Annotated in this window: 11 protein-coding genes; 5 read left to right on the top strand and 6 right to left on the bottom strand. The window is 55.8% G+C overall.

Going from position 1 to position 14008, the window contains the following annotated elements:
• Positions 1 to 53: 53 nt before the first annotated feature.
• The gene (locus NF683_RS11740) at positions 54 to 989 is read right to left on the bottom strand and encodes a cation diffusion facilitator family transporter (protein WP_089038935.1); all 936 of its coding nucleotides are present in this window, start codon (positions 987 to 989) and stop codon (positions 54 to 56) included.
• A 142-nt stretch (positions 990 to 1131) separates the two neighbouring features.
• On the opposite strand from NF683_RS11740, the gene NF683_RS11745 reads away from it, so the two are divergent.
• Positions 1132 to 1650: a GNAT family N-acetyltransferase gene (locus NF683_RS11745; RefSeq protein WP_089038934.1), complete on the top strand. Its 519-nt coding sequence runs from the start codon at positions 1132 to 1134 to the stop codon at positions 1648 to 1650.
• Positions 1651 to 1941: 291 nt separating this feature from the next.
• On the opposite strand, the gene NF683_RS11750 is transcribed toward NF683_RS11745, so the two are convergent.
• Together NF683_RS11750 and NF683_RS11755 are read right to left on the bottom strand one after the other, a co-directional pair.
• Positions 1942 to 2496: a carboxymuconolactone decarboxylase family protein gene (locus tag NF683_RS11750; protein WP_089038933.1), complete on the bottom strand. Its 555-nt coding sequence runs from the start codon at positions 2494 to 2496 to the stop codon at positions 1942 to 1944.
• Between the two features lie 32 nt (positions 2497 to 2528).
• On the bottom strand, positions 2529 to 3854 hold the full coding sequence (locus NF683_RS11755) for an aspartate aminotransferase family protein (protein WP_089038932.1): 1326 nt from the start codon (positions 3852 to 3854) through the stop codon (positions 2529 to 2531).
• A gap of 188 nt (positions 3855 to 4042) precedes the next feature.
• On the opposite strand from NF683_RS11755, the gene NF683_RS11760 reads away from it, so the two are divergent.
• Entirely contained in the window at positions 4043 to 4930 is an 888-nt protein-coding gene (locus NF683_RS11760; protein ID WP_253920075.1) for a MurR/RpiR family transcriptional regulator, read from the top strand.
• Positions 4931 to 4953: 23 nt separating this feature from the next.
• Here NF683_RS11760 and nirD read toward each other — a convergent pair whose 3' ends face one another.
• From nirD to NF683_RS11775, 3 genes are read right to left on the bottom strand one after another with little or no spacing between them, the layout of a single operon-like run.
• Positions 4954 to 5343: a nitrite reductase small subunit NirD gene (nirD, locus tag NF683_RS11765; protein ID WP_253920076.1), complete on the bottom strand. Its 390-nt coding sequence runs from the start codon at positions 5341 to 5343 to the stop codon at positions 4954 to 4956.
• A 37-nt stretch (positions 5344 to 5380) separates the two neighbouring features.
• A complete protein-coding gene (gene nirB, locus NF683_RS11770; RefSeq protein WP_253920077.1) occupies positions 5381 to 7903 on the bottom strand; it encodes a nitrite reductase large subunit NirB in 2523 nt (840 codons plus the stop codon).
• Positions 7903 to 9222, bottom strand: coding sequence for an NAD(P)/FAD-dependent oxidoreductase (locus NF683_RS11775; RefSeq protein ID WP_253920078.1), 1320 nt, complete (start codon positions 9220 to 9222; stop codon positions 7903 to 7905). The genes nirB and NF683_RS11775 overlap by 1 nt, the downstream gene beginning before the upstream one ends.
• Before the next feature lie 759 nt (positions 9223 to 9981).
• Here NF683_RS11775 and NF683_RS11780 point away from each other — a divergent pair.
• The 3 genes from NF683_RS11780 to cobA are packed head-to-tail and all read left to right on the top strand — an operon-like array spanning position 9982 to position 13959.
• Complete coding sequence (locus NF683_RS11780) at positions 9982 to 12735, top strand: nitrate reductase (protein ID WP_253920079.1); 2754 nt, start codon at positions 9982 to 9984, stop codon at positions 12733 to 12735.
• Positions 12695 to 13084, top strand: a complete 390-nt coding sequence (locus tag NF683_RS11785; RefSeq protein ID WP_253920080.1) for a hypothetical protein — start codon at positions 12695 to 12697, stop codon at positions 13082 to 13084. The genes NF683_RS11780 and NF683_RS11785 overlap by 41 nt, the downstream gene beginning before the upstream one ends.
• The gene (gene cobA, locus NF683_RS11790) at positions 13072 to 13959 is read left to right on the top strand and encodes a uroporphyrinogen-III C-methyltransferase (protein WP_253920081.1); all 888 of its coding nucleotides are present in this window, start codon (positions 13072 to 13074) and stop codon (positions 13957 to 13959) included. The genes NF683_RS11785 and cobA overlap by 13 nt, the downstream gene beginning before the upstream one ends.
• The last annotated feature ends 49 nt before the right edge of the window (positions 13960 to 14008 follow it).

Below are 14008 nucleotides of genomic sequence, written 5' to 3' on the forward strand. Positions count from 1 at the left end.
CGGCAGTACTAGCATTCAAAGCGGCCCACAGGCCGCTTTTTAATGTGGTGGGATTAAGTGTGTTTCTTCACTAACTGCCCGCAGGAAGGCGCTGCCCAGCGATCGTCTTCGGTAAAGACCACATCGCAGACGACCGGCGAGTAAATGCGGCGTGCTTCTTCATCAATTTGCTGGCGTAGGGCATCTTGATGGGCAAGCGTAGACTCATGCAGTGCTTTGGGTAGCACCACGTGGACCATGATATATAGCAGGCGACCAGGGCGTACCATGCGCACTCGCACTTCCTGGGTGTCGATATCGGCAAGTCCACGAGCAACCGCCTGACGCACAGGCTCGGCGACTGCTTCGTCGGGCGTTTTATTGAGCAGTTCTCGCAGTGCTTGGGAGGCCATACGCACCGGTACGCCAAGGCATAGCAACACCACGGCCATCACCAGCAGTGAATCGACATAAGGTACGATATCCCGCCAGTCAAGGCGCTCAAACAGCATCACTAAGCAGAACGCTGCCAGCACGGCAGCCGAGATAACACTGTTCACCAGCCAGTTAAGCTTGTCTGCAGCCACCAGCGGGCTACTAACGTGGCGCTGACTGCGGTGCATTACCCAAGCGGTGAGCGAGCAAGCGGCGGTGGCAAACAGTGCGTAGATAACCGCAAGCCCCGCTGAGATCTCCCGGCCACCTGTCAGTAACGCAGCGATGGCGTCCACCAATGCAAAGATGGAAACGCCTAATATCAATAAGCCTTTGCATAGATTTACCAGTGACTCGAAGTAGCTGTAGCCAAATGGGTAGGACTCGCTATCGGGTCGGCTGGCTAGCTTACTAACCTTGATGGTGACCAGCGCTACGCTAAAGTAGATAAGGTTAAATAACCCATCCAGCAAAATAGCCTGGGAGTTAGATGCCAGTGTCGCAGTGATACCTGCACACCCAATCAGCAGCGCCATAAAGGCAGAAAACGCTAAGGTGCTGGATTCTGTTTTCACGAACGTTTGCTCCAATATTAACTACCCAAGAGGCTGGCAAGCATAGCAATATCAGTGGTCGCAATGTCAGTGATTTGTTTATTCTAAGGCTATGGAGATAGTCTTTGATGCACTAATTTAGCACCCAAGGAGAGATGTGCTTATGCGCCATGCTGATGCTTTTTCCTTCAGACAAATTGCTCCGGAAGATGCCGCTGAACTATTGTTGTTCGAAGCCACTGAACGTGGCTGGTTTGAGCAGCATATAGAGGCCAGAGCGGAGCACTTCTACACGCCTGAAGGTATTAGCCAGCATATTAATGAGTGCTTGGCGTTAAATGCCCAAGGACGCATGAGGCCGCTTATTATCCAACATCAAGGTGCGATAGTTGGGCGCGCCAACCTACGTGAGATAGAAAATGGTTACGCTAAGGTGGGGTATCGGATAGCCCAACATGCGAGTGGTAATGGGTTGGCGCAAAAGGCATTGAACCATCTTATTAGCGAAGCTCGTTGCGTTTACCAAATTAATACGCTCACGGCGACTGTTTCTTTAGACAATCACGCTTCACAGCGGGTACTGAAAAAAGCTGGGTTCGAAGTAATGGAAAAGCTACCTGAGTATTCGGTAGTAGCAGGGCGGAAGCTTGACTGTGTGGTGATGCAAAAAACAGATGTGTAGTGTTTAGAAACAAATGTATTGTTGTGAGATAGGGCTTTAGCTTTGGTTCGACACTTCGACGATGATTCAACTGATTTACCTAGTTATAGCAAGGGCGGCTACGCCGCCATCGCCCGCTAAAAGCGGCCTCCTACATTAGATGATAAGCCTTGAGTGCCTGAATAAAATTAAGCGGGCACTGATCATGGGCAGCCACTGATTTAATGAGACCTGAATCCTCGCAAACGTATGCATAAGTGCTTAATGGTCTGCCCTGGGATAGGTTGAAGCCTGCACCAGGGGCAGGCATGCCTACGAAGTTAATGAAAATAGCGTTGGCATTTTTTGCGCTTCTTGTTGAATGTTGTCGTCGACCGGTGTGTCGTAAGTCTTGAGCAGATAGCCCAATACCGAATAAAACCCCACCATCGCAATTAGGTCGATAACGGCCTTGCGTCCGATAGCATCTGCGAGCTCTGCTTCTTGCTCAGGGGACAGCATTCGCTGGTCAAACAATGCATCCACCGCGTCGACGATAAGACCATCAACGCCTTCGGGGCGAGTCCTAATGGCGTCGATTCGTGCAGTGGAGAATCCTAGAGCGAGTGCCCGGCTAACGTGATGAGCCCACTCGTAACGTGACCCCATGCGTAGGCCCGCGCGTAGAATCACCACCTCGGTTAATTCTGGCCCTAAGGCATTTTCCTTAACAACATGCTGACGCAAAGGTGCCCAGGCTTTGAGTAAATCCGGGTGATGGGCCATGGTGCGATAGACATTGAGCGCGCCAGCAAAGTCTTCGCGTAATTCAGCGGCTTCGTTTGGCCAGTCGGCATCAGCAATAGGCGGGCAGGGAGAGGGCGTCATGGGTGAGCTCCATTCAGATAGGTTGCGTGCCATCACTCGGCGATGGCGGCGTTGATGGCGTCGGCAATACGCTCAATGATTAGGTCGACATCATCGGCTTCAATAATATAAGGCGGTGCCAGCAAAATATGATCGCCGTGAATACCATCAATGGTGCCGCCCATAGGATAGCTGATCAGTCCTCGCGCCATAGCCTGTCGCTTAATCTTGGCGTGGATCTTTCGGCTCGGATCGAAAGGTGTTTTAGTGTCCCGATCCGCCACCAGTTCGATACCGCGAAACAGCCCTCTTCCCCGGATATCGCCGACATAAGGGGATGCACCGAGAACGGCTTCCAAGCCGCTGTGTAATCTCGCGCCCATGGCGTTTACATTGGCGAGTGTCTCGGGGCGCGCAATGATTTCAACCACTTTGTTAGCGGCTGCCGCGGCAACAGGGTGGCCGATGTAAGTATGCCCGTGCTGGAACAGGCCAGAGCCATTGGCAAAGCTGTCGTAGATTTTGTCGGACAGCATCACTGCACCGATCGGCTGATAACCCCCACCCAAACCTTTGGCTATCGTGACGATATCCGGTATGACGCCGTCTTGCTCGCAGGCGAAGACCGTGCCGGTGCGCCCCATGCCGCACATCACTTCGTCGAGTATCAATAGCACGCCGTATTTGTCGCAAATCGCACGCACACGTTTAAAGTAATCAGCGACAGAGGCGACAGCGCCAAGGGTGGCGCCTACAACGGGCTCGGCAACGAACGCCATGACTTCTTCAGGGCCGAGTTCGAGAATTTTTGCTTCGAGTTCGTCGGCAAGCCGAATAGCGTAAGCCTCTGGCGATTCATCGGCGCCTTTCTCGCGATAGGCATAGCAGGGGGAGACATGATGAGTTTCTGGCAGGATGGGCTGAAACTGCTTACGCCGCATCGCATTGCCACCGGTTGCCAATGCACCAATTGTGTTGCCGTGGTAACTCTGGCGCCTGGCAATGATGTGCCTGCGCTGGGGGGCGCCAATTTCTACGAAGTACTGCCGTGCCATCTTCAGCGCCGCTTCAACGGCCTCTGATCCGCCTGACACGAGATAGACGTAATTCAATCCTTCAGGTGACAAATTGACAAGCTTCTCGGCAAGCGCTTCGGCAGCGTCGGTGGTGAAAAAAGACGTATGCGCGTAGCAGAGGTTATCAATTTGAGCGCGCATCGCCGCCAGTACTTCCGGATGGGCGTGCCCCACACTGGTGACCGCAGCGCCTCCTGAGGCATCTAGGTATCGGCGCCCAGTGGTGTCTGTAATGTAGACGCCTTGAGCCGACGCGGCATGGGGGAGAGTTGGGCCGATACTGCGATGAAGAATACGAGTCATGGAAACGGTTCCTTAGGGTCACTTAGCGATGTGAGCACGCCATAAGGAGAAGATTGGCACAGTTTGGCTTATTAATGCAACAATTGAATCATTTGTGTTTTTAGTAAAACATATAGATCATTGTTTTTTGACAACAGTAACGTTTAAATCGGCGGCTGTTTTAACAAGCCGTATAAGAGGCAACACACATGCCGCAGCGCGACCCTTTAAGGGAGCAGATTATCGCCCAGTACGATGCCATGTCGCCGCAGCTCCAGCAGGCTGCCCGCTACGTGCTGGAACACCCTGATGAGGTGGCACTGGTTTCTATGCGCGAGTTGGCGCGCCATGCGGCGGTGCAGCCTGCCACCATGACACGGCTTGCAAAGTTTCTGGGCAAGCAAGGATACGATGATATTCGCGAGCACTATGTGGCAGCGCTGCGGCGGGGAAGTGATGGCTTTGCCGCTAAGGTTCGCCAGCGAAACGAGGGCGCTAGAGCCTCGGCCGACGGCAATATCGCCGCGCATATGCTGCATGGGCTGAGTGCTCAGATTACCCGGCTCTGTGAGCCTGACTCACTGCAAAGGTTGGAAGCCATCGCTAATACGCTGAAATCAGCGAGAAAAGTGTATGTGCTAGGCTTGCGCTCATGCCATTCCGTGGCGTGGCATTTCCATTACGTTATGTCACTGTTGGGGGACCGCTCGGTTCACTTGGATGGGCTGGCGGGAACCGGCGGTGATGCGCTAATTCGCGCCACGCCCGAAGATGCCTTGCTGGTTGTCTCCGTCAAACCTTACGCAGTAGCGACACTGGAACTGACGCAGTTGGCAAAAGACAAGGGACTGACGATTCTGTCGATCACCGATAGTGAAGTATCGCCACTGGTAGGGCTGTCAGAGCAGACGATTTTTTGCCCCACGGAAAGCGACAGCTTTTTCCATACGTTAACGCCCGCCTTAGCCATCTCCGAAGTACTGTGCACCTTATTGGCAGAAGATGACCGACCACAGGCACTTGATGCGTTGCAGCGGGCAGATGAACATTTCTTGAGCCTGAATACCTATGCGAGCGCTATTCCTCGCCGGGAGTAACGTCATCGTAAAGCAGCTGTCAGTTACCCCTGTACCCATACCTCCTCGCCCCTAAACGCGACTTTCCAGGTACGCAGCTTGATGTTCTCATCTTCTAAGCATTGGCCATCTTCAAGGCGAAAATGCTGCTTATAGAGTGGCGAGGCAACCACCGGGTTGCCTTTAACATCACCGATAATGCCGCGGGCAATGACGTTAGCGTTAGAAAACGGGTCAAAGTGGTCAAGGGCGTAGAGTTCTTTCTCCTGTCCTTGGAAGCGCTGCCTCGGTAAGTAGAAAATGGCCACTTGGGCAGGGCCTTCTGACGTGTTCAACCAAGCAGCGACGCCGGAAAATGCCACTAAGTCAGCTTTAGTGCAGAGCGGCTGCCAGGTGTCGGTGCTTACGGTGTGCTTGAGTGCGGTCGCGGTCATCAGTTACCTCGTTGTCTGGTTTGCGAATATGTAGTGTTTAAGCGGGACGCAGTTGGCCACGCTCGGAAGTCATGATGATCGAAGGATCCGGGCGGTCGTCGTTAACAAAGCTGCGGAAGCGTTTAAGCTTCTCTGGGTCGCTGATGGCATCCGCCCACTCACACTGGTAGGTGTCCACCACGCTTTGCATCTGACGCTCTAACTCATCGTTAATGCCTAAGCTATCTTCCAAAATTACCTCTTTTAGGTACTCCAGGCCGCCGTCGAGGTTTTCGCGCCACACCGAGGTGCGCTGCAAACGGTCGGCGGTGCGCACGTAGAACATCAAGAAGCGGTCAATGGTGCGGTAGAGCTGTTCGTCGTCTAGGTCGGTAGCAAACAATTCGGCGTGGCGGGGGCGCATGCCACCGTTACCACACACGTAGAGGTTCCAGCCGTTTTCGGTGGCGATAATGCCAATGTCTTTGCTCTGGGCTTCGGCACACTCACGGGTGCAGCCGGAAACGCCAAACTTGATCTTGTGCGGTGAACGCAGGCCTTTGTAGCGGTTCTCGAGCCAGATCGCCATGCCGACGCTGTCCTGAACACCGTAGCGGCACCAGGTGCTGCCCACGCAGGATTTCACCGTACGCAGCGATTTACCGTAAGCGTGGCCCGTCTCGAAACCTGCAGCAATCAACTCGCCCCAGATATCTGGCAGGTCTTCCAGACGGGCGCCGAACAAGTCGATGCGCTGGCCGCCAGTAACCTTCGAGTAGAGGCTGTATTTTTTGGCCACTTCGCCCAGCACGATGAGTTTGTCTGGGGTGATCTCGCCACCGGCCACACGCGGCACCACCGAGTAAGTGCCGTTTTTCTGCATGTTGGCCATAAAGGTGTCGTTGGTATCCTGCAGAGGAATATGCGCCGCGTCGGTGATCGGCTCATTGAAGCAGGAGGCTAGAATGGACGCCACAGCAGGTTTGCAGATGTCGCAGCCCAGGCAGTGGGTGTCTTGATTGCCGTGTTTTTCGATCAATTCGCTGAAGGTTTTGATGCCTTCCACACGCACAATATCGTAAAGCTCCTGGCGGGTATGGGCGAAGTGCTCGCAAATCGATTTATCAACCTCTACGCCGCGGGCTTCCAGCTCATGGTCAACCACGCTTTTGAGCAGCGCGGTGCAGCCGCCGCAGCCGGTGCTGGCTTTGGTGGCCGCTTTGACACCGCCTAGATCCACCGCGCCCGCATCAATAGTGGCGCAAATATCGCCTTTAGTGACGTTATGGCAAGAGCAGATGGAGGCGGTTTCCGGCAGCGCACCGGGGCCGAGAGTGGGTGCGGCGCCGCTGCTTTGGGGCAGAATCAATGAGGCAGGCTCGTCGGGTAACTCAATGCCATTGGAGTAGTACTGCAGCAGCGTGTCGTAGACGCTGTTATTGCCCACCAGCATGGCGCCGAGCAGCTTTTTACCGTCGCTAGAGACCACCAGCTTGCGATACTCCTGCTTGATCGGGTCTAAGTAGCGGAACATTCGCGCGCCAGGATTTTGGTTGCCATGGGCGTCACCTATCGAGCCCACATCCACGCCCAGCAGCTTGAGCTTGGTGCTCATATCCGCGCCGCCAAACTGAGTATCGCCACCGGTCAGCGTCGAAAACGCTGCCTTGGCCATTTGATAACCAGGGGCGACCAGGCCAAAAATACTCTGGTTCCATAGCGCCACTTCACCAATCGCCAGAATGGCCGGGTCGCTGGTGAGGCACTGGTTATCCACTACCACGCCGCCGCGTTCACCAATCTCCAGGCCGCAATCACGGGCCAACTGGTCGCGGGGGCGAATACCTGCTGAGAACACAATCAGGTCGGTTTCCAGTACTTTGTCGTCTTGAAAAACCATGCGGTGGCGGCTTGCCTCGCCATCTTCAATACGCTGGGTGGCGCGCTCGGTGAGCACCTGTACGCCCAGCGCTTCGATTTTTTCGCGCAGCAGCTCACCGCCTTCGTTATCCACCTGCATCGGCATTAAGCGTGCTGCGAACTCTACAACGGCGGTATCCAGGTTCAGGCCGCGCAGGGCATTTGCTGCTTCCAAGCCCAGCAGGCCGCCGCCCACCACCACACCTGTGGTGGCGTTTTCGGCGGCCGCCTGGATGGCGTCTAGGTCGTCCAGGGTGCGATACACCAGACAGCCATCGCGGTCGTTACCAGGAATCGGCGGCACAAATGGGAACGAGCCGGTAGCCAGCACCAGGCGGTCGTAAGGGTAACGGCCTTGTTCGGTGACCACCTCTTGTGAGTTGCGATCGATCTCAATCACAGCCTCGCCAGTGCGCAGCTCCACGCCGTTGGTGGCGTAGTAATCCGCTTCGCAAAGCGCGAGCGAGTCGGCATCGCGGCCACTGAAGTATTCAGACAGATGCACACGGTCATAAGCGCGATGGCGCTCTTCGCCAAACACGGTGACCTGATAGCGCTCAAGGGCGCCGTTATCGACGAGCTGCTCGACCAGGTGGTGGCCGACCATGCCATTACCAATAATAATAAGCTGTTCGGGAGTTGCCAGTTTTTGGGTAGACATTATGCCACCTCTGAGATCGGTAGATGGGAAGGGGCGTTCTGCTGATCAGCCATGCCTGTCTGGAGCACCTCGACATCAGCGGCACCAAACAACAAGGCTTGGCGGTAAGCGTTGAGATCGGTACCCGCGAGCGCCTGCTCGAAGTACCAGGGGCCTTGGCTGGTGTCGCCGTAAAGCACCGCGCCCTCTATCTGGCCGTTGCGCAGTAGCAGGCGGCGATAGTCGCCGCGCTCAAGGTCGTGGTAATTCAGTACTTCATGCTCGGCGCTGGCCTCGGTGGGTCCAAAGGCGTAGAGCGCCACACCGCTGATTTTGAGTTTGGTGGCGCTGGGGGCATCTGCGTAGCCTTGGCTAGGCGTGCCGCACAGCGTCGCGGCCAGCACTTCTACCTGTCGCCAGATCGGCTCCACTAAACCGTAGGTGGTGCCCTCGAATTGGCAGCATTCGCCCAGCGCTGAGATCGTCGGGTCGCTGGTGGTGAGCCATTCGTCCACCACAATCGCTCGATCCGTGCGCAGACCTGCCTGGCGGCCAAGTTCCGCATTGGCAGTAATGCCTGCGGCAATGATCACGCTGGAGGCGTTCAATTGGCGGCCATCGGCAAGATGCACCTTGGCGACCCGGCCCTGGGCGTCGCTCTCTAGCCGCGCTAACTGCGCGCCAGTGATGATCTGTAAACCGCGCTGAGTGAGGGTGTCTTTAAGTAAGTGAGCAGCGGTAGCATCCAATTGGCGGTTCATCAGCCGCTCGCTGCGCTGGAGCACACTTACGTTGATGTCACTGCCGCGTTTACGCAGTCCTTCAGCCGCTTCAAGGCCCAGCAGGCCGCCGCCAATCACCACTGCATCACCGCCCTGTTGAGCAATCGCTTCTAGTGCTTCAGCGTCTTGCAAGTCGCGAAAGCCATGTACGCCCTCAAGCTCAATCCCGGGAATGTCGGGCAGCGCTGGGCGCGACCCGGTGGCGATGACCAAATGATCGTAATCAAGCGACCGGCCGCTATTGGTGGTCAACGTTTGGCTTGCGCGATCAAGCGTCTCGACCTTTTCACCCACTATCAGCGTAACGCCCTGGTCGGCGTACCACTGGGCATCGCGCAGGGAAAGTGCCTCCTGCTGCATTTCACCGGCCAGCAGTGGCGAAAGCAGAATACGGTTATAGGCTGGGGTTGGCTCTGCACCAATCACCGTGATGCGCTGGGGGCGTGTGGGCTGTTTTACCAATGCCTCAATTAGGCGGTGGCTTGCCATACCATTGCCAATGATCACCAGATGGTCATTTTGATGATCGTTGGGCGAGCACCGGGAAGTGGTTTCCATGGGGGGCTCCTCTATGTCGTTGCGGCTGCTTGAGCACCAAACAAAAAACGCCCCTGTCGCGCACCTCTTTGCAAAGCATTGCAAAAGCGTACGTAACAGGGGCGTCGTTGCCCGATAGCGTCTTTTTAAACGCGCGACAACCGCCATTGGCTGCCAACTGATTAAAAACCTTACGCTGTCTGAAGCAAGGAGCTGGCCAACTGGCTATCTAGAATATTTTTTTAATTAAATTCAGATATTTAGATGTGATTGGTGGAAGGTCGGTGACACGACTCTTCGGATAGGCTGCACGGTGATGGTGCGAAAAGGGCGGTGGCGTGCACTCTCACACACCGTTTAGCGTGTGCAGAGTGTAAAAAAGAACGTCGTGAAATGGTTTTTTATTTTTTAAGTTTTTGTTTTTAAATGATTAAATTTAAATTAATCAGTTTTCGGCTTGGCTTTTGCATTTTCCAAGGCAATAAGTAAGTTAACAAGCAATAAGCACTCATTGCTAGGCGATGGCAGAGAACAATTCCAAAGCTGTTAGAAAAATAACGAGTCGTTAGAAAATGTGTCGCTGTTAGAGATTTGGCAGATGTAAAAGTCTGTAGTGGTAAAAACTAGTTTGCACCGCTGAAGGTGCGCTGTGGCAACGACGTCCAGCCCTCTTCTCTCAATGCGTTTATAAAGCGCATTAGAGAACGGGACTGGGCGTTTTTTCATGCTCGGCATTTATATACGTATATACGGCGTTCAGGCTCGACCCGAGGAGGTGTTATGCGAGGGGCAAAAGCAGGGCAGCAGTCCACAACGACGCAGCAAGCCAAAACCACATGCCCCTACTGCGGCGTTGGCTGTGGCGTGACGGCAACCGTTGAAGCGGGCACGCTGAGCGCTGTCGAGGGCGACCGCGAGCATCCGGCTAACTACGGGCGTCTGTGCGTCAAAGGTTCTGCGCTACATGAAACCTTGGGACAACAGGGGCGGTTGACGCACCCGCGTGTAGATGGTGTTGAGGTCTCCTGGGATACCGCTCTAAGCACCACTGCCGAACGCTTAAACATTCTGCGGGCCGAGCATGGCAACCACAGCGTGGCAGCGTATCTTTCTGGTCAGTTGTTAACTGAGGATTACTACGTTGCCAATAAGCTATTTAAAGGCTTTTTGGGCACGCCTCATTTAGATACTAACTCGCGGTTGTGTATGGCCTCGGCGGTGGTTGGTTACAAGCGCGCCTTCGGCGCGGATGCGGTGCCGTGTAACTACGAAGATTTGGAAGAGGCGGAATTGATCGTGCTGGTGGGATCCAACTTGGCTTGGAATCACCCGGTGCTCTATCAGCGGATTAAGGTTGCTAAAGAGCGCAATCCGCTGATGCGTTTGGTGGTGATCGACCCACGAGTCACCGATAGCTGTGAAATAGCCGATCTCTACCTGGGGATTAAGCCAGGCAGCGATGCTTACCTATTTAACGGCCTGCTGGCGTGGATGGCGCAGCGTCGCAAGCTCGACACCCTCTATCTTGAGCGCCACACCGAAGGGTTTGACGATGCCCTGGCGGCGGCTCAGCAAACCGCGGGCTCGGTAGCGGAGGTAGCGGCGGCTTGTGATGTCGACCCCGAGCGCCTAGAAACCTTCTACTACTGGTTCGCCAGCCAGTTGCATGTGGTCACGCTTTACTCCCAGGGCGTCAACCAGTCTTCAAGCGGCACCGATAAGTGCAACGCAATTATTAACTGCCACTTGGCCGGCGGAAAAATCGGCTTGCCGGGGGCAGGGCCATTCTCGATTACTGGCCAGCCCAACGCCATGGGGGGGCGCGAAGTGGGCGGGCTTGCCAACCAGCTAGCCGCGCATATGGATTATCACACCCCAGGCGCCCTCGATCTGGTCAGCCGCTTCTGGGCTACCGACAGCCTTACACCGATCCTGCCGGAAGGGCCGGGTTATAAAGCAGTGGAGCTGTTTGAGGCCATTGAACGTGGCGAAATAAAAGCGCTGTGGGTGATGGCCACCAATCCCGCCATCAGTCTTCCCGATGCTGCGCGGGTGCGTGCTGCGTTGGAAAAGTGCCCGCTGGTGATTGTTTCCGAGTGCGCTGCCCATACCGATCTGCTGCCTTATGCCGATATCGTGCTGCCTGCCTCGGGGTGGTCGGAAAAAGATGGCACCGTGACTAACTCCGAGCGGCGCATTTCTCGCCAGCGGGGCATGCTGCCGCCACCAGGTGAGGCTCGTCATGACTGGTGGATAATCTGCGAGGTGGCGAAACGGTTGGGGTTTGCCGAGGCGTTTAACTATACGCACCCTTGGGAGATTTTCGACGAGCACGCCAAGCTCTCTGGGTTTGAAAACGGTTCGGTGCCTGATAGCCCACAGCGGTTGTTTGATATCTCAGGCTTAATAGGGCTGGGCCGGGAGGGTTACGACGCTTTAGCACCCATTCAATGGCCGGTCACGAAAGCCGCACCCCATGGTACGGCACGGCTGTTTGAGGATGGCGAATTTGCCACTGCCAATGGTCGCGCCAAGTTGCTGGCGATTCATCCCCAAGGGCCTGAAAAGGCGCTGAGCGCCACTTATCCGCTGCGTCTGAACACTGGCCGGATTCGTGATCAGTGGCACACCATGACCCGCACCGCTCGTTCACCTCGGTTAATGAATCACCGTGCCGAACCCTTTATGGATGTGCATCCAGAGGATGCCCGCACTGCCGGTGTTATGGATCAAGGGCTGGCGGTGTTAACCGCCGTGAAAGGCGAATTTCGCGCTCGGGTGCGGGTCTCCAATGCCCAGCGCCGTGGTGAGGTCTTCGTACCCATCCATTGGACTGACTGTTTCACCCAGCAGGCCAGAAGCAGCGTGCTGATCGACAGCATTACCGATCCGCTCTCTGGGCAGCCGGAATCGAAGCACGGCGCCGTAGCGCTGGCGCCGCTTGCTACTGATTGGCAGGCCACCTTATTGGTTTCCGAAGGGGCAGCGCAATCAACACCTTGGTGCACCAGTGCCTACTGGACACGTATTCCCATGCGCGGCTGCCAGCGCTGGCAGCTTGCCAATACGCAGTCGGTTAATGACTGGCTAGCGCAGCTGAAAACGTGGCTGCCCGGCGACGTATCGGTCGTCAGCCAAGACCCCACTAACGGACGGCTGCGCGCCGCCTGTGTGGAAAATGGTCAGTTGCGCTGGTGGCTGATGGTCGGCCCGCCCAATGAGTTGCCAGGGTTAGCGTGGCTGGAAGCGCGCTTTAACGAAGCGGCACTAAGCGATACCCACCGCCGCCGACTGTTAGCTGGCTGCGACGACGGCGCCGCGGATACCGGCTCGGTGGTGTGCAGCTGCCACCAAGTAGGCCAAACCACTATCGTCAACGCTATCCGTGAGGGCGACATCAGCATAGAAGCGTTGGGCGCCAGGCTTGCCTGCGGCACCCAGTGCGGTAGCTGTATTCCCGAATTGAAATCACTTATTGAAGAGGAACGGTCCAATGCCCGCACTAAGCAACCCCTTGCTACAGAAGTGGTTTAACGCCTTTATGCGGTTGTCGCACCGCGCGCTAACGCCGTTGGTTCAGCAGGCTGCAGACATACGTTTGCCACTGCGTGGCGAGTGCCGCGCCGGGCAGGTTACTTGGGCGGCGCAACATAGGCTTGCTTACCAATCGGCGCTAAGCGAAAATCGTCAGTTACCCGCTTGGGTGGATGAAGTGCCCAACAAGGTCCGGCATCCTAACTCTCACTACCGTTATCTGGCGCTTTCGGCGTTTGTCTTTGAGCTTCGCTCGCCAAGCCCTGGGATACTCAATCGCGCTAAACAGCCTCTACTGAGCGTGAATCATTACTCATCACTGAGAGGAGCGGCCACATGCGTGCGCTAAGCAAACAACTAACCCGGAAATGGCTTGAGGCCTTTATGCGCCTCAGTCAGCGGGTGTTAGCGCCCTTTGGTCGCGAGTCAGCCGAGCGCTTACGCCTACCGCTAAGCGGTGAGTGCCGTTCTGGAACGGTGTACTTAGTCGGTGCAGGAAGCGGCGATATGGAGCTGCTTACCCTGAAAGCGGCGCGACTGTTAATGCAGGCTGATGCGGTGGTTTATGACCGTTTAGTGGGTGACGATGTGCTGGGGCTGATACCGCCAGGTACTGAACGCTATTACGTGGGGAAAGCAAGCGGGCATCACAGCGTGCCTCAGGATGAGATAGGTGCATTGATCGTCTCGCTTGCTCAGGCGGGTAAGTCAGTTGTACGTTTGAAAGGTGGCGACCCAGGCGTATTTGGGCGTATGGGCGAAGAACTGGGGGCGCTAGCGAATGCCTCGATATCTGCTGAAATAGTGCCAGGTATTACTGCTGCCTCGGCGGCCGCTGCGGGGATGGGGATTCCACTAACAGATCGTGGCCATGCCCAGCAGCTGCGCTTTATTACGGCGCAACTGTGCCGAGAAGGCGGTACGCCGGACTGGGCAACCCTTGCCCGTCAGGATGAAACCCTAGTGTTCTATATGGGGCTTTCCAAAGTAGACGCTATCTGTCATGGCCTACGCCAAGCGGGTCTGCCGGATACGTGGCCCATTATGTTGGTGGCCAATGCTAGCCAGCCCGAACAGCAATCGTTGGTGGGCACGTTGGCGGATATGTCCATGCGACTCGCTGCTCAACCGTTACCCTCGCCATGCCTGATTATGGTGGGCAGCGTGGTGAGCATGGTGGCGGAAAGTCCTGCCGCGAGCACGTTAACCACCTGTGGTGATTAAGCGTCGGCATAAGCATTTTGGGAACTTGGCCGATCTCATTGGGTCATAC

The sequence above is a fragment of the Halomonas sp. MS1 genome, assembly GCF_024182575.1.
In the GTDB taxonomy this organism is placed as follows: domain Bacteria; phylum Pseudomonadota; class Gammaproteobacteria; order Pseudomonadales; family Halomonadaceae; genus Vreelandella.

Coding starts and splice junctions, on each gene's coding strand:
- NF683_RS11745 (WP_089038934.1), top strand. CDS start 1,132: ATGCGCCATGCTGATGCTTTTTCCTTCAGACAAATTGCTCCGGAAGAT.
- NF683_RS11750 (WP_089038933.1), bottom strand. CDS start 2,496: ATGACGCCCTCTCCCTGCCCGCCTATTGCTGATGCCGACTGGCCAAAC.
- NF683_RS11755 (WP_089038932.1), bottom strand. CDS start 3,854: ATGACTCGTATTCTTCATCGCAGTATCGGCCCAACTCTCCCCCATGCC.
- NF683_RS11760 (WP_253920075.1), top strand. CDS start 4,043: ATGCCGCAGCGCGACCCTTTAAGGGAGCAGATTATCGCCCAGTACGAT.
- nirD (WP_253920076.1), bottom strand. CDS start 5,343: ATGACCGCGACCGCACTCAAGCACACCGTAAGCACCGACACCTGGCAG.
- nirB (WP_253920077.1), bottom strand. CDS start 7,903: ATGTCTACCCAAAAACTGGCAACTCCCGAACAGCTTATTATTATTGGT.
- NF683_RS11775 (WP_253920078.1), bottom strand. CDS start 9,222: ATGGAAACCACTTCCCGGTGCTCGCCCAACGATCATCAAAATGACCAT.
- NF683_RS11780 (WP_253920079.1), top strand. CDS start 9,982: ATGCGAGGGGCAAAAGCAGGGCAGCAGTCCACAACGACGCAGCAAGCC.
- NF683_RS11785 (WP_253920080.1), top strand. CDS start 12,695: ATGCCCGCACTAAGCAACCCCTTGCTACAGAAGTGGTTTAACGCCTTT.
- cobA (WP_253920081.1), top strand. CDS start 13,072: ATGCGTGCGCTAAGCAAACAACTAACCCGGAAATGGCTTGAGGCCTTT.